Origin of the sequence: Lentimonas sp. CC4, assembly GCF_902728235.1 — a bacterium.
In the GTDB taxonomy this organism is placed as follows: Bacteria; Verrucomicrobiota; Verrucomicrobiia; order Opitutales; family Coraliomargaritaceae; genus Lentimonas.
Window position 1 is genome coordinate 22,125 of the sequence record NZ_CACVBO010000001.1, and the last position, 15,614, is coordinate 37,738.

Below are 15,614 nucleotides of genomic sequence, written 5' to 3' on the forward strand. Positions count from 1 at the left end.
ATGCGGGCATTACTGACCACACCGCGCTGTCCTTGTTGGCAGATTTAAGCCAGACAACGCATGACACTGAGGCCTCCCGAGGTAAGCCCTCGATGCTCCCCTGCGCAACTGCCGTATTTACCTCCGTGGATGAACCAATCGGATTCGCTGTGTGGAGCCAGCTCCCCAGTCCACGTCGGCCTTCTATACGGTTCTTGTTCATCAGCTCACAGGTTTCCCATAGCCTTCCTTCACACCCAGCCTCACGACTGCGCACTTGGCCTCTGGTAATAGTTCTTTCATTTTATGATTTGGTTCTTACTATAGCGGACTTTAACCACATTTACATCGAGCGCATGCTCGGCACACTCCAGTCGAGCTGCTCAATTCCGTTCGTGCCTCACTTCATGAGCACTCTTCACGTTGGGCAGAAGAAATGATAGAAATCACACCGATAATCGAAGGCACAGTTACAGGTATATCAGGTGCCTTTGTTCTTGGGTTACTCGCCCTAGGCTGGAAAGTATGCAGAAACTACATGCTCGGTCGCAAAATCGATAAGGGCATGAAGAGGATCGGCATGGGGAGCGGCATCCACGGAATCAACACTTCCGTAGGAAATGATACAGAAGTCTCATTCACCGTAAGAGAAGTCTACCTCGTAGCCGGTAAAGTGAAATTCAGATTTAATCCCACTGAGGAGGTTTCGACCTACTGGTATGATAAGAAGAAATTTAAGAAAAAAGAGTTACAAGAAGGAGTCCAAGAGACTGTGGTAGAATTTAAACCACTATTCAGCGGCAAGATACCATCTGGCAGTGATATTGTAACGATTGAGCCTTACACCAGAAGAGGGTATCTACTTCCAGCAGGGATCACGGCAGATATTGACGAGTCCAAAGTGACTGAGCTCGAGTTCATACTCGAGTATGTAGACTTCTCTGGTAAGCACAGGATCAAGAGTCACAGATCAGACATCCAATCCAATGTTTTCAGTCGAAAGAATATTGAAAGCTACATGGAGCAGTTAAGAGACGGCAGACTAAATAAAGCCAGAAAGCTATTTCAGCTGCCACCAATCAAAATAAAAGCCCAACCAGCCGCAGGTGACAACGCCTAACGGCGCGTCACTGCTCGACGTTCTGCGAAAATAAAATGAATGCCCGCTACCTATTGCTTGCTCTCCAACTGATCCTACTCTGTCCAGTAAGCGGGGAACAGAATACCTTTAACATCAAGGAGTATGTTACATGCTCACTTCCCGAAGCTTGGGAAGCAGATGGAGCGTATGGAAATGAGATTCAGGGAATAGGCACTATGCATACCGTAGTTTTGAAACATGCGGAAACCTATGATAATCTTATAGTATGCTACTTAGAGCCTGTGAGCCTTGATGTGAGAAAACGTGGGCCGCAGATATTGATGAATTCGTTTCTTGGCGCTTCGGAATCAAAAGCGGCAGAACTTGGTGAAACAGCAGGCGAAAGAAAAGAAGAGATAAAAGATGGGGTGCTATATTACAGCCTATCAATTGAAGACCCGAAAGGTAAGGACAGCTACCTTCGAGGAATCTCATTCGAATGGGCAGATGGTGCAGTCGTTTTTCATTACTTAGGGTATCGTGACATCAAACCAGTATTCTTCGACGAGATAATGAGACAGTTTAAACTGAAGGGGCAGAACCAATCGCGGTGATCAATGAGGTTCGCTTAGGCTCACTCACGATCACGCTCGACGTTGGACAAATAAAATAAATGCCATGGATTCGAAAGAGCGCTTCAGAGATTGAAGCAGTTGAAGCGAAGGAAAGAAAATCGAACCTCTCCATTTACATCTTCGTGTTCATTCTTTGGGGTAGCATGTTCGCGTGGATGACGTTTCGAAACGGTTACGACCATGCACTCTTAGCTCTCTACATTGTGATGATTCTAATCTTCATTGGAGTCATGTTCCTTGGCCGCTGGTTCGGAAGGAAATTCTTAAACGAAAGGGTGAATGATTCAGTGGTTGGTGCATTTAGCGCCTACACTGGACAAGCAAGAAGGTTGTCTCTCGGGTCAGACTGGTCAGGTGATGTTAGCATACTCAAAATAAACAAGAATATGATCTGCATTGAATGCGATGCAGTCTTGCCGACAACGAATGAGATGACATGTTCACGGTGTGGAGCCATTTGTGAAGATCCAACCCTCTGGAAGTGGGTCGAACCGAACGAGGTCCAACCAGTCGAGTGATTCAATGAGTTTCGCTTCCGCTCACTCATGAGTCCTCTCAACGATATACAGAAAAAAGAACCCAGATTTTGACCGCTTAATTACGCTTAATGAACGCTTAACCAGCACGACGTGAACTATCTCATTTTTAAGCGTAAATTAAGCGCAGTTAAGCGGATCCAGCTCCGCTGGCCTCTGGGAATAATTGAATTGAATGAATCCACATTCTAACCACTCTGAACGAATCTAAAAAGTCCCACTGAAATGAACCTCAACCACTCCGAAGCGCCAAACCCCATTGCACTGCCCACTGGTATATCCAGACGGCGCACTCAATAGATTTCGCTACCGCTCATCTATCGAGTGGCCTCCACGATCTGAGAAGAAAATTGAAGTCCCACTCTAGGCAGGTTTGAGCCACAAAAATGCACGAGAAGGCACAAAAAAAGGAAAAGGGAATCAGAGTATTAGATCAGGTTTTTGTGAATTTTTGCGCCTCTTTGTGGCCAAATAAATCAGGGGAGAATGAAATGAACCTTGAGCATCACCGTCGATTTGGACACGTTAGACAGATGCACCAGTTCAGATCCAGACGGAGCTGGTCAACCCCATTTACGCCGCCGGACAATCGACAACCCTCACTAATCCTAAACTCACAGGCTGGGGTGCCAGTCCTCACCGTTCACAGAAAATGAAATCAATTGAATTTAAGAAAGAATGGGTCAACGGCTTTAGTCTCTGCTGGAGAATCCTAGTTCTAGTAATCATAGTCCGCCTAATCTATGGATTGGGAACGATCACAGCAGTAATGGTCGTTGGCATGATTGGTAATGAATCCCTACTGAACCCTATTCTTGGCGTATTTACGTGGATCGGCATACTCATTTTTCCGATCGTTGTTTCGATTGCAGCTGATAATGTGAACTTAAAAGTTTCGAAGATCGGATTCCCTCTAAGTCGAAAGATGAAAGCGAGGCGTAAACCAGTCGACGCAGACAACCCGATAACCCGCCCGTAAAACTCTAAAAACCAACTGGACGATTGAGCCAACAACGCGGCGCCTAGCCTCACGATGTGCAAAAAATAAAATGAAACAGACAGTAATGCTACTCACCGTTCTTTTGATTGTATCGAAATCTTTCTCAGCAGCACCAGATCTCCCTTTAGTTCAATTGCATGACACCAAAGAAATGACGGAATTCTTCGAGAAGCAACTCGATGACTTTCTAGTTTTTGACCATATAGAATTTGATGATGCAGGCAATGAACACATCCGAGATTCCTTACGTAAATTCATCCTATCTAATTTACAAAAAATGAAAGTAGATGACAGAAATATGATGATGTCGTCTAATCTATATAGAAGCGACAAGATTACCAGAATTGAGCTTATGCATAAGCACACTCATGTGGGAGTGGTAACTATATTCGATGACTCTGTATATACGCTACAATTCATACATAATAATAAAAGATATAATACAGCAATTCGGTAGTATAAAAAACCGAGCACAACCAATCGATGGCGACACGTTCAGCTAACGTGCCATTATCCATACTCCATGTGACATCGGCTCGCTTCACGCCGCGTTAGCTCAAGAAAGAATCATCACCATGTCAGGCGAAAGTAATCTAAGTAAACTTCTATCAAATTTATCTCCGGCCTTGTTAGCCGGGGAGTTTGTCTTCTTATCCTTTAGAGGCTCCCATTATGGCGATCATGCAGACTTGGAGCCCATCGCATCTGTAATGGAATGCGAAGGACTCACGCTCGTCATCCCTAGGCAAAAGGCTGAAGAACACGGGTTCGAGTATGAGTCAGCCTTCAGGGCCATCACGCTAAATGTTCATTCAAGCCTAGAGGCGGTTGGTTTAACGGCAGCCATTTCAAGTAAGCTTTCTGAGTATGGGGTGAGTGCGAATGTGATTGCCGGATATTTCCACGATCATATTTTTGTCCCGAATACCTTGGCAGAGCAAGCAGTGGTGGCGATCAACGAGCTTTCTCGCCCACGAGACGAATGACCACCGAAACGCCGAACAAGACGACTTAGGAAATACGGACAAGCAGCATTCCTAGTCTCAGCTTTGCATCGGCTCGCTTCGCACCAATGCTTCCGCGGTGCGACCAATCAGTTGGTCGCCTTGCGCCATCGGATAACCACGAAGAAACTCTGCGACTGGCAACATCCGCGCCCCGGGGCGTTGCAGCTCATGAAAGCAGATCACGCCCTCGCCGGTCGCCACGCGAACGGCCGGCTCAGTGCTGAGCACAGTGCCAGGCCCAGCAGACGCTAATCCATCGAGCTCGACACTGGCAGCGCCGACCTTGATGCGCGACTCGCCATGATCGAAATACCCACCGGGCCACGGGGTAAACGCCCGCAAGCGGTCATAAATCTCAGATGCTGACAGCGAAAAATCGACCGCGCCGTCTTCCTTTGTCATTTTACGACAATACGTGACCTGACTCAAATCCTGCTCAGTCACCTGCAACTCGCCAGCAAGCATCGCCGAGAGATTGCGGCGCAGCAGCGGCACCACGGCCTCGCCAACTTTAACTCGTAGCTCTGGCCCAGTATCCTGATCGCCAATGCAAACTGTTTCAAAGTCCGCAACCGCTCCGGCATCCATCTCTTTGACGACTTGCATCAACCCGACGCCGGTCTCGGCATCGCCGCTGGCCAGCGCAGTCTCGACTGGCGACGCCCCTCGGTATTTCGGCAGCAGTGAGCCGTGAAAATTCCACATCCCTTGAGGCGCTGCCTCGCGGAGCGATTTCTGCAAGAAATGCCCATACGCCATGACCAGCGAGACCGCCGTCTGCTCTGCCTGCATCCAATCGGCCAATTCGCGTGTCGGTTTTTCCGGCTGCAGTAGCTCGACGCCATTTTCCGTCGCCCAGGCTGCCACAGGATTGGGCTGCAGCTTTTTACCACGCCCCTGCCGACGATCTGGCTGCGAGACGACCGCGCGCAGCACACACGCACCTGCAGCGTCATGCTTCAAGTAGTTGAGCACTGGCAAACAGATCGCATCGGATCCAAAGAAAACAATATTGGGCAACTCACTCATACTAATTCCTAATTCCTAATTCCTAATTCTTAATTCTTAATTCTTAATTCTTAATTAAACAGGTCTTGTTGTCCCATCGAGTCGCGCGCCGCGTCCGTCGAGGAACTTTGTAAAAACAACCAACGCAGGCTCATCGCTTGTAGCTCCGGCTCTTCGTAGAGTCGGCGCAGCAGTAAGGCAGAGGCCAGCGTATCGTAAAGTGCGCAGTGGTAGCGTTGTCGTTTCTCGGGGCAATACAGTTTTGCCTGCGCATCCAAATCAGCCTGCAAATCGAACAGCTCAATCAAATCGCCGAGCTTATGACTCTCCAGCTGCGGGTAGATTCCGCGATACAAATACAAGGTATCGAGCCACGGCCCCCAAGTCGCGGTGCTTTGCCCCTCTTCGGCGAAGTTCGGCGAATTACGAGGATATGGCCAAACCGTGCGCAGTAACCCATCTTCCACCGCAGCGTTATGGGCGCAGAGTGGCCCCGTTTCTCGGAGTTCCGCAAAGAACGACCATTCGGCATCGAACAGTGCTTCCGCGCTGGCAACCTCCTCAGAGATCCCATGTTGCTGGCGATCACGGTCACTAATCGTGCCGATCGGCGCACACAAGCGTGTGTGAGCCGCCACGATCTTTGCTCCGAGTAGAGTCACCACGCCATACTCAACAATACCGCTTTGGCGGCTGCCTTCGAAATCAATCACATGTATGGGGGTCGCTATCACGGGGGAGAACGTTGTTCCGAGTGCGATAGCACGACAAGACCGGATTTCACAAAGTGAAAGACCGGACCACGTCGAACGTCGAACATCGAATGCAGGGAATTCTTCAAGTGTGGCACAGGCATTCCTGCCTGTTCTTTATACACATCTGCTCTTCAGTCGCTCTACCTGCGTCTGAACCATTCCGACTGCTGGTTAAACCGCCCGTTCCCTACGGTCACTAGAGTTCGCAGAGGACGCGGAGGGGGTGACGCAGAGCATTTCACGCAGCCCTCCCCATCTCCTCGGCGCACTCAGCGATCTCTGCGGTTAAACCTTTTTACCAGTTTTAGTCGCAGGTTGGTATTAGAGGCTAGAGATGTGTATAAACTTCAGGCATTCCTGCCTGTTACCTCCGACGACCTAACAGACAGGAATGTCTGTATCACGGCTTCTCCTATCAAAAAATCGCCTGACTCTACGGTTGCCAGCGCGGGAATCACTGACCAAATTGCTCGATTTTAAACACGCACACACAGCAGATATGTCAGAACTTACACGCGCTCAAAAAGACGAATTCATTGAATTTATTGCCTATCTTTGCGAAGAGGCCTCCAAAGAAATCCTCCCTCACTACGGGCCGGATGTTGAAATCGAGCGCAAGTCCGACAAGACACCGGTCACATTGGCAGACCAAAATGCCGAGAAGCGTATCCGCGAAATCCTCGCTGAGCGCTATCCGGAGCACGGTATCATTGGAGAAGAATACGGCAGCGAGCGTGACGACGCGGACTTCGTTTGGGTGCTCGATCCAGTCGATGGCACCAAATCGTTCATCTCAGGGGTGCCGCTTTTCGCGACGTTGATCGCCCTGCTCTATAAGGGGCGCCCAGTCATCGGCGCAATCAACCAGCCAGTGCTCAAGCAACTCGTGATCGGCGACTGCGAGACCACGACACTCAACGGCAAGCCTGTCTCTGGACGCGAGGCCTGCCCACTTGCAGAAGCAACCCTTTGCACCACAGATCCAATCCGCACCACGCTTTGGCAGAACAACGCCGACTGGACAGCACTACCTCCGAAGACAGCACTCTACCGCTCATGGGGCGACGCAGGTGGCTACATCCTACTCTGCTCTGGATTCACCGACATCATGTGTGATCCGATGATGGAGATTTGGGACTGCGCTGCGATTATCCCTTGCCTACAAGGCGCGGGCTTCAAAGTGACTGGCTGGAAAGGTGGCGACGCCTTCGACGAGCGCTGCATCATCGCAGCAAAAGCGCCACTACATGACGAAGTCATGGCGACATTGTATCCGGACGGACAGTAAGATTGCATTTGATAAGATCTTACACATAATAGGTGTTAAACCTCATAAAAGTGCCTTCGATTTTTCAACACGCAAAACAAGCTGCAAGTGCAGCAAAGGATTATAACGTTCTAGACTTCTTCCCGATCCGTAAATCGCTCGGTGAATATAAGCAGAATTTCAAAGATTGCTTGCTCGGCGACACCCGAGCAGGCGTCAACGTCGCGCTGTTGGCCTTCCCGCAAGGGATGGCCTACGCGCTGATAGCTGGCTTACCGATCCAATACGGCATCTACGGCTCGGCCATCGCGGCGATGGTCGCGCCGATATTTGCAAAGACTCACTTCATTACCCTAGGGCCGACCAACGCGACCTCGGTCATGTTGCTCAGCGCCTTTGCCAGCCTAGGCATTGTCGGGCAAGAAATGCTCGGTCTCGTGCCATTGCTGATCCTCATGGTCGGCTTGTTCATCGTAATTGGTGCCTATTTCAAAGTCGCCAACTTTGTCCAATACATTTCCCGCTCAGTCATCACCGGCTACATCTCAGCAGCCGCACTCCTGATTATTGCGAATCAGGTGCCCAAGGCCTTAGGCTTGGAACTCCCGCGAAAAGGAGCGACATTCTACGACTCCCTCACACTCATCGCCTCAAATATCGAGACGATACATTGGGCGACCGTAGGCATCAGTCTCGCCACTGCGGCACTCTACATTCTCTTCAACCGCTACTACAAAAAGCTACCAAACGTCGCAATCTGCCTGATTACACTCTCAGTTGCTGCCGAATGGATTGTTGGTCGCAGCGCGGGGGTATCTTTCCTATCAGGGATCAACGCATCAGACTGGTCCTTTCAAGCGCCAAATTTCTCACTCAGTAACATCCAGCTACTCGCCAGCCCCGCACTTGCGATCGCCTTGCTGTGCATCTTAGAAGGTATTTCTATTGGCAAATCACTCGCGGCCAAAACAGGCTCACGCCTCGATGCCAATCAAGCGATGTTCTCAATTGGCATGGCAAACATCGGTTGCGCGTTCTTTTCGGGCATGCCTGCCTCTGGCTCATTGACCCGCTCTTCCCTGAGCGAAAGCAGCGGAGGACGCACCGTATCGGCCAGCTTTATCAGCGGCGTGATTGTCTGTATTGGTGCCTTCGTGCTAGGGCCCTACACACGCTTCATCCCCCAAAGTGCCCTCGCCGTGCTTGTCATCGCAATTGGTATCTCGCTACTCAACAAGCACGCCATCCGCATCGTCACCCGCTCCACAAAATCAGACGCCATGGTCTTCGGCACCACCTTTGTCAGTGGCCTACTCATGCCACTCGATATGGCGATCTATATTGGCGTCGGCATTTCCATTATTCTCTTCCTCAAGAAAGTCGCTCGCCCAGAGATGGTCGAATATGCATTTAATGACGAAGGCCACCTCGCCGCAGTTGAAACCCCGGAGCAACGTGGCACGCCCGAAGTGTCGATCGTGCACGTCGAAGGCGAACTCTTCTTCGGCGCAGCCGATCTATTTCGCGATCAAATGCGCCGTATCTGCGAAGACCCGAACCTAAAAATCGTCGTCCTTAAAATGCGTAATGCGCATAACATGGATGCCACCGCAGTCATGGCACTCGAGGAACTGATCCTCTACATGGAGGAAAAAGGCCGCTATCTGATCCTCAGCGAAGTGAAAGCGGACATGATCAAAGTCCTCAAAAATTCGGGGCTCTACAAAATCATTGAAGAGCGCAATATCTTCACCGACGAACCGAGCAACCCCACACTTTCGACTGCCAAAGCACTCAAACGCGCCAAAGAACACATGGGCGACACCGTGGCCAACGTCTCGATCTACGTCGATCCAGTGAAGGACAAACAGAAAAAAGGCGAACGCACCTAACACTTCAGATGACTATCATTATGGTTCATGGTATCTGGGATAAAGGCACCGTCTATCGACGGATGGCCCAGTATCTAAGCGAGCAAGGCCACAACTGCTACTACCCCGACCTCGAACCCGCCAACGGCCGGCATGGCCTCGCCGACTTAGCCGAAAAGCTGCAGACGTATATTAACCAAAAGATAGGCACCGACACTCCATTTGCCTTAATTGGATTCAGTATGGGCACCGTCATCTCACGCTACTATTTACAATGCCTCGGTGGCGCCTCACGAGTGAGCCACTTCTTTAGTATCTCCGGCCCTCTACGTGGCACATTAACTGCATATTTATGGCCAGGTAAAGCGAGCCGTGATATGCGCTTTCGGAGCAAGCTACTGCAACAGCTCAATAACGACACCGTGACTTTAAAGGGCATCACGATCCATAGCTATCGCACGCCTTTTGATTTATTAATCATCCCCGCTCGCAGTTCACACTGGGAACTGGCCGACGACAACCATATCGTCCCAGAGATATTCCATCACCGCATGCTCATCAGCCCAAGAGTGCATCAACACATCGCAGACACTTTGGGGTAGAATACCAAAGACAGATAATCCTGCCACACTCCCACATCCATGTTGCTCTGCTTGACCGTGACTTACCGAGGCTTACCAAACCGCAGACGATAGAGCATAAAAACGACGCACACAGTTACCAGAAAATACCACGGGAACCATCCCAACGATTCAACAAACACTGTATGCTCAAACGCAAGTCCACCGGACTCCCCTGCTTGCTCATACCCAGACCGGATCGATGTAATTAGCCCAGCATACATCAACGACACTGCACCATAGATAAAATTCGTCGATAGCCCGCGAAAGCTCAATACCGTCGCGCGCTGCTCAGAAGGCGCCACATCATTTAAATAGCGGCTCACGAAATACCCAGTCATCTGAATGCCCGCATACAGTAGGATCGTCGGTAAAATCCCCCAATAAGGAATCGCCATCGACAGCCCGACCAAACCGAGCAACACCCCCACACATACCGTCAAAAAGTTCTGCAAGGGCGAATACTTATCGGCTAATAATCGCGCAAGCCGCGGCACAAAGGCTCCCATCAGCGCCATTCCTGAGCCAATCAGTCCATAACTCGCAATCGGAAGATCGATCACATTCCAATATTCACTGGCCAGCGTCAAAAACTGCCGCACGACACTGTCCAAAACCATCGCCGCCAAGAACACACCAAAGGGGAAGGCCGTTAGCCAAACCCATCGCGACGCAGCGATCGATTGCCGCCAAGACTTCGCCAACGTTGCACGCACACTGACCTGATCTGCAAGCGCTTGCTCCTGCATACGTAGTGCCATTGCCAATACAATTAACGCCGAAAGAAAGGACAAAAAGATAGGCACCTTCACCAACTGCCCTTGCTCCACCAAATGTGACGAACCACAAAACTGCAGCACCGCATTGACCATGTCGGCATCGTAAACCGCCGCACCGATCATCATTGCAAAAAAGAATGCCAGCGAGGTATCGCGCTGCACGCGCTCCAAAACACGCCCCCAACGGTCCTTCTGCCCCGCAGCCTTCAGCGAGTCATACGCCAAGGCCTCATCCGCACCACTGGCAGCCGCCTCCGCCGCGCCACTCAAGACACGATTCACAACAAACAGACTAAACAACAAAGGCCCACCACCAATCGGTGCGACCAGTAGCACCGCCATTTCAAGCACCATCAACACCCCCGCTAAGATCAACAACTTACGCCGTCCCAGCGTATCGGCCAACGCTCCCGAAGGCACCTCAAGCAGAACGATCGTCGCCGCCCATATCCCATTTAAAATACCAAACTGCTCGAGCGTCAGACCATAGTCCAAAAACAGCAATGCATAGACGGGGTAGTAAAACCGCGCCGAGAAAAACATGCGAAACACTGTAAACGCACGCACATTGCGCTGGGCGGTCTTCTCTAGATTAGGCTCAGCCATTACAGTCATTCGATCTCATGAGTATTCACACAACTTGGCCAGCAGAACCATACATCGCAAGCCGAGAGCCATAGTTTATACGATAGAAAGTGACACAGACATTCCTGTCTGCCCCGATTCCAAGCAACAGCATGAACGGACCTCAGCTGGAGATGGCGCTGCAAAGCCTATATCACGACCCAGTTCCCAGCACCTTACGCAAAAACAGCTCGCGATGAATCGGCGTCGCTCCATGCGCATGCAAGGCCGCCCGATGCGCCGCCGTGCCATAGCCCTTGTGCTGCGCAAAGCCATATTCCGGATACTGCTTAGCCAACGCCAACATCTCACGATCACGCGTGACCTTCGCCGCGATACTCGCCATCGCAATCGCCAACGATTTCCCATCGCCCTTCACGATACCCGTATGCGTATAGGGAAATGGCTTCAACGGGCGCCCATCCACGATAATGCGCACACCTCCAGCAGACTCAAACAAGGGTCCATCTGCGGCCAACAACGGCAACTCCCAGCCCTTCGCACGTGCAGCCAGGCCGTCCACAGCACGCCGCATTGCTAAACGGGTGGCACCTAAAATATTCAACTCTGCGATCTCTTCGACCGAGCCCGAGGCCACTTCAAAATCCAATAAGCCCCGATCGCGCAACTGCTCAATCACCGTAAGCTGATCAGCCCGCGCCGACGCACTCAACTGCTTCGAGTCATTAATCGCGGTGCTCAGCTCCACAGCTTGCGCCGACTCAAAAAACGCCCGCGCCAACACACAGGCGCCCGCCGTCACTGGCCCAGCCAAGCACCCACGCCCTGCCTCATCGATCCCGATCAACCAATCCACGGACTGAAGCTGCGCTAAATCATGTTGTTGTAGTTTGTTCATTTTCAAAAGCCGATGATACTAGTCCTAAAGGAACACTCACAGTGCCAGCACTGTCCTTTTCAAATTCTGATGACACACATTCGCTAAGAGATCAAATCATACAATTAATTCCAAGGTCGCAGCCCATCATCACGTCGAAAACACTCCGTATTAATAAATACGGAACCGTAAATAAAACATCAAAGAAAGTGAAATTCCGATCAAAATTTGCCCTTCCCTTGCATTACTCTATGTTCTGCGACACACCATGCCTCAAGCCCCTTAGGCGCTTTCACATGACTTGCCCATGAAACTCTCAAAGCTCGCTATCGCCATAGGCGGCATCGCATCTGCCCTACTTATAACTGCACTGCTAAAAAACGAAATTGCTCAACCGACTGAAGGGATTAGCGGCACTGAACACTCTCTACAACCTGCGGAGATCGCTCAAGAACACGTGGCCACCCCAAAAAACGCAGCGAGTCCTAAGACAGAGACAACAGTGGAACAGCCCACAGAGCGAGTAGAGCCCCACACACATACATGGCCAACATCTATAGTCGAGGCTATCGAAATTGCTCATCCTGATCAGATTGCGGCCATCAGGCATATTGTAAGATCGGTCGAGTTCGAAACCTACGCGAGTCTCTCGGAAGCTGACGCAGACAACCTGTTGAAATACGCACACGCGCTTCAATCAGCGGCTCCGCAACAGATCACCAACCTATGCTGGGCGCCGAGCACATCACCACATGTTCAAGCTGCATTCGAAGGCGTTCGCGCACTGGCGATCAGCGATGGCGAGAGCGATCCCCTCATTCCTCAGGCCATCTTTCAAGCAGATGTTCGCTGGACATCGACTGCCACCGACGGAAGCACAGGCAACGAAGGCACTCCAATCACACTGACATGGAGCTTCGTCCCAGATGGCACCATGATCAATAACAACAACGGCCAAACCTTAGCCAGCGACCTCATCGCACAACTCAATACCACATACGGCGCTCCAACGACTGCGAATGACTACACGACCGCCGCCTGGTTCCCACTCTTCGAAGATGCCTTTGCCTCATGGGCGGCTGAGACAGGTAATAGATATATCTATGAACCAGCCGATGATGGTGACACATTCCCGATCCTAGGGTCCTCTTCAGGTGCATCAGGCAGCATCGGCATACGCGGCGACGTCCGCATCGCAGGCGTTTCGATCGATGGCAACAGCAACACACTCGCCTTCAACTATTACCCGAATTCTGGCGACATGGTCATCGATACTGCGGACACATCCAACTTTACAAACAATTCAACGACTAAAGCCCGATTCCTGAATACAATAGCCCACGAGCATGGTCATGGGCTGGGGCTCGGCCATGTTTGTCCGACAAATCAAACGAAATTAATGGAGCCATCGGTGACTACGAATTTCTCTGGCGTGCAATTTGATGACAGCCTCACCTCACAAGCACTTTATGGAGACGGTTTCGAACGCAACGGCGCGAATAAAAACAACAATACCATCGCCACCGCACACGACCTTGGAGCGCTCAACGCAACGGGCACCGCTCAGAACGTAACTATTGGAAATAGCAACGATATTGACATCTATCGCTTTCAAATTAGCTCGGCGCGCCAACTCAACATCACAGTCACCCCAACCGCTCAAGCCGCTTATACGGAGGGCGCCCAAAACGGAAGCAACTGCTCTGCAGGCACTTTGTTCGACCCAACGGATCGTCAGAATCTAAGTATTCGAGTCATTGATACCGATGGCACGACTGTCATGGGCAGCTCAGACACGTCAGCGATCGGGCAAATTGAGACACTCAGCAACATCCAGCTGTTACAAACTGGGCAAGACTACTATGTCGAAGTCACCGGCGGTGGCGAAAACAGTGGGGACGCCAATAATGCGCAGCTCTATGCGCTCGACTTGGAATTAGTCGACCCCAGCGCCGTGCAGTTGAGCAACTTTACCATCACACAAGAAAGCTGTGAGCCGAACAACGGTGTAGCCGACCCTGGCGAAACCATCACAGCATCCATCGACATCTCTAATATCGGAACTGAGGCAGCCTCAAATATCGATGTCACCCTTTCGGGAACTGCGAACCTAAGCATCATTGGAAGTGCCACTCAAAACATCGCCTCGCTCACAGCAGGCAGTTCCACAAGCCTAAGCTATACATTCATTCTCTCTGGAGAGTGCCAAGCGACTGAAACCATCCAATTCAGAGCGGACACTTCTACAGGATTCGTAGAGCTCAATCCTGAATTAACTTTAGGAACCATCGGAGTCGTCTCCATCGAAAACTTCGACAGCACTACCGTCGGTCAAGTGCCCACGGGCTATACACAATCCTCAGATAATAGCGCGGCAGACTGGCAAACAGTCGCTTCAAATATCGGCTCTTCGCCAAACGCCGTCGCAACTCAAAACGCCAATTTCTCTGAAAACTCAGCGGTCTTAATTTCTCCGACTTTGAACGAAGTAGCCGAGTCCACCACTATCGAATTCGACCACAGATACAATCTGAATAATAATATTAACGCTGGAGTGTTCGAAATCTCAATTAATAATGGCCCATGGGTCGATTGGATCACCGCCGGCGGCACATTCGAACAGAATGGCTATGATGGAGTGACCTATACAACTGTAACCATCAACGATGTTCCCTATGTGAATCCCGTCGGAGCAAACCGCGACGCATGGACCGGCGATTTAGGAAGCACCGTAACAACCATAGCGAAATTCCCACCGCTGTCCGTCGGTCAGTCAACACGCGTGCGTTGGTTCATGGGAAGCCTATATTCCAACACGGGAAGTCATTCAGGCTGGTTCATCGACAACATCACCCTTCGCGGCCCTGTATGCTGCGAGACGATCATCCCCACGATTAGCGTCACAGCACCGAGCCCAACCGTAGAAGAGCTCACGCCCTCAACGACTGCCGATTTTGTCGTGACAGCCGATATGGATGTCAGCAGCAACCTGACTGTCGCGTATACACTCTCGGGAGATGCCACCTCTACCAGTGACTTTGTCGCACTCGCAGGCACTGCAACCATCGATTCCGGTCAAGACAGCGTCTCCATCCCTGTCACAGCGATCACGGATAGTGAGATTGAAGGCGATGAAACACTGACACTAACACTGTCGCCCTCGGTCAACTACGGCATCGATACCGCAACAGCGAGCATCACAATCAAAGACCTCCCATTCGACGAGTTCCGCAGTGACAACTTTGGAGCTGCCACCACAAATATCGCCGATGCTGCAGACTTCGACTTCGATGGCATTCAGAACTTAGTCGAGTATGCGTTCCGCCTCGATCCCACCAATTCAGACACACTTCCGTTCAGCCTAGTCGTGCAAGGATCGGAAGGCGCCACGCTCGACCTGACCTACTACGAAGACACCGAGCTCAGCGACGTCGGGTATATCGTCGAAACGTCAACAACACTTACCCCAGAGTCATGGACCATCGTAGGAGTCACCATTACAGCAGGCAGCACAACAAATGGCTTACAAACAAAGACCGCGTCGGTCGACATCGATGACCAGCCGAGGTTCATACGTATTCGAATCGAACGAACGGCGCCATAGAGCCGGCCTC

At 51.0% G+C, this 15,614-nt stretch carries 13 protein-coding genes; 9 read left to right on the plus strand and 4 right to left on the minus strand.

Going from position 1 to position 15,614, the window contains the following annotated elements; genetic code table 11:
• The first annotated feature begins 415 nt into the window (after window positions 1-415).
• The 5 genes from GZZ87_RS00110 to GZZ87_RS00130 all read left to right on the plus strand — a co-directional run bounded on the left by GZZ87_RS00110 (window position 416) and on the right by GZZ87_RS00130 (window position 4,217).
• Window positions 416-1,099 carry a hypothetical protein gene (locus tag GZZ87_RS00110; RefSeq protein ID WP_162026032.1) on the plus strand — a complete coding sequence of 228 codons (684 nt, stop codon included), beginning with the start codon at window positions 416-418 and terminating at the stop codon, window positions 1,097-1,099.
• A 35-nt stretch (window positions 1,100-1,134) separates the two neighbouring features.
• Entirely contained in the window at window positions 1,135-1,674 is a 540-nt protein-coding gene (locus GZZ87_RS00115; protein ID WP_162026031.1) for a hypothetical protein, read from the plus strand.
• A gap of 1,209 nt (window positions 1,675-2,883) precedes the next feature.
• Window positions 2,884-3,210 (plus strand): hypothetical protein, encoded by a 327-nt coding sequence (locus tag GZZ87_RS00120; RefSeq protein ID WP_162026030.1) that lies wholly within the window; start codon window positions 2,884-2,886, stop codon window positions 3,208-3,210.
• 70 nt (window positions 3,211-3,280) lie between these two features.
• Window positions 3,281-3,688, plus strand: a complete 408-nt coding sequence (locus GZZ87_RS00125; RefSeq protein ID WP_162026029.1) for a hypothetical protein — start codon at window positions 3,281-3,283, stop codon at window positions 3,686-3,688.
• A gap of 118 nt (window positions 3,689-3,806) precedes the next feature.
• On the plus strand, window positions 3,807-4,217 hold the full coding sequence (locus GZZ87_RS00130) for an ACT domain-containing protein (protein ID WP_162026028.1): 411 nt from the start codon (window positions 3,807-3,809) through the stop codon (window positions 4,215-4,217).
• 57 nt (window positions 4,218-4,274) lie between these two features.
• On the opposite strand, the gene fmt is transcribed toward GZZ87_RS00130, so the two are convergent.
• Both fmt and GZZ87_RS00140 read right to left on the minus strand, forming a co-directional pair.
• A complete protein-coding gene (fmt, locus tag GZZ87_RS00135; RefSeq protein WP_162026027.1) occupies window positions 4,275-5,267 on the minus strand; it encodes a methionyl-tRNA formyltransferase in 993 nt (330 codons plus the stop codon).
• A 50-nt stretch (window positions 5,268-5,317) separates the two neighbouring features.
• Window positions 5,318-5,959: a 3'-5' exonuclease gene (locus GZZ87_RS00140; protein WP_162026026.1), complete on the minus strand. Its 642-nt coding sequence runs from the start codon at window positions 5,957-5,959 to the stop codon at window positions 5,318-5,320.
• 541 nt (window positions 5,960-6,500) lie between these two features.
• On the opposite strand from GZZ87_RS00140, the gene GZZ87_RS00145 reads away from it, so the two are divergent.
• Genes GZZ87_RS00145 through GZZ87_RS00155 form a run of 3 tightly spaced genes read left to right on the plus strand, consistent with a single transcriptional unit; the run spans window position 6,501 to window position 9,741 of the window.
• Entirely contained in the window at window positions 6,501-7,289 is a 789-nt protein-coding gene (locus GZZ87_RS00145; RefSeq protein ID WP_162026025.1) for an inositol monophosphatase family protein, read from the plus strand.
• 32 nt (window positions 7,290-7,321) lie between these two features.
• On the plus strand, window positions 7,322-9,160 hold the full coding sequence (locus GZZ87_RS00150; protein ID WP_244651532.1) for a SulP family inorganic anion transporter: 1,839 nt from the start codon (window positions 7,322-7,324) through the stop codon (window positions 9,158-9,160).
• A gap of 8 nt (window positions 9,161-9,168) precedes the next feature.
• Window positions 9,169-9,741, plus strand: a complete 573-nt coding sequence (locus tag GZZ87_RS00155; protein WP_162026024.1) for an alpha/beta fold hydrolase — start codon at window positions 9,169-9,171, stop codon at window positions 9,739-9,741.
• Between the two features lie 62 nt (window positions 9,742-9,803).
• Here GZZ87_RS00155 and GZZ87_RS00160 read toward each other — a convergent pair whose 3' ends face one another.
• Both GZZ87_RS00160 and GZZ87_RS00165 read right to left on the minus strand, forming a co-directional pair.
• Window positions 9,804-11,144 (minus strand): MFS transporter, encoded by a 1,341-nt coding sequence (locus tag GZZ87_RS00160; protein WP_162026023.1) that lies wholly within the window; start codon window positions 11,142-11,144, stop codon window positions 9,804-9,806.
• A gap of 172 nt (window positions 11,145-11,316) precedes the next feature.
• On the minus strand, window positions 11,317-12,021 hold the full coding sequence (locus GZZ87_RS00165) for a ribonuclease HII (protein ID WP_162026022.1): 705 nt from the start codon (window positions 12,019-12,021) through the stop codon (window positions 11,317-11,319).
• 286 nt (window positions 12,022-12,307) lie between these two features.
• Between GZZ87_RS00165 and GZZ87_RS00170 the strand changes: the two genes are divergently transcribed.
• Complete coding sequence (locus tag GZZ87_RS00170; protein ID WP_162026021.1) at window positions 12,308-15,604, plus strand: matrixin family metalloprotease; 3,297 nt, start codon at window positions 12,308-12,310, stop codon at window positions 15,602-15,604.
• The last annotated feature ends 10 nt before the right edge of the window (window positions 15,605-15,614 follow it).

Coding starts and splice junctions, on each gene's coding strand:
- GZZ87_RS00155 (WP_162026024.1), top strand. CDS start 9,169: ATGACTATCATTATGGTTCATGGTATCTGGGATAAAGGCACCGTCTAT.
- GZZ87_RS00165 (WP_162026022.1), bottom strand. CDS start 12,021: ATGAACAAACTACAACAACATGATTTAGCGCAGCTTCAGTCCGTGGAT.
- GZZ87_RS00120 (WP_162026030.1), top strand. CDS start 2,884: ATGAAATCAATTGAATTTAAGAAAGAATGGGTCAACGGCTTTAGTCTC.
- fmt (WP_162026027.1), bottom strand. CDS start 5,267: ATGAGTGAGTTGCCCAATATTGTTTTCTTTGGATCCGATGCGATCTGT.
- GZZ87_RS00170 (WP_162026021.1), top strand. CDS start 12,308: ATGAAACTCTCAAAGCTCGCTATCGCCATAGGCGGCATCGCATCTGCC.
- GZZ87_RS00145 (WP_162026025.1), top strand. CDS start 6,501: ATGTCAGAACTTACACGCGCTCAAAAAGACGAATTCATTGAATTTATT.
- GZZ87_RS00110 (WP_162026032.1), top strand. CDS start 416: ATGATAGAAATCACACCGATAATCGAAGGCACAGTTACAGGTATATCA.
- GZZ87_RS00125 (WP_162026029.1), top strand. CDS start 3,281: ATGAAACAGACAGTAATGCTACTCACCGTTCTTTTGATTGTATCGAAA.
- GZZ87_RS00115 (WP_162026031.1), top strand. CDS start 1,135: ATGAATGCCCGCTACCTATTGCTTGCTCTCCAACTGATCCTACTCTGT.
- GZZ87_RS00160 (WP_162026023.1), bottom strand. CDS start 11,144: ATGGCTGAGCCTAATCTAGAGAAGACCGCCCAGCGCAATGTGCGTGCG.
- GZZ87_RS00130 (WP_162026028.1), top strand. CDS start 3,807: ATGTCAGGCGAAAGTAATCTAAGTAAACTTCTATCAAATTTATCTCCG.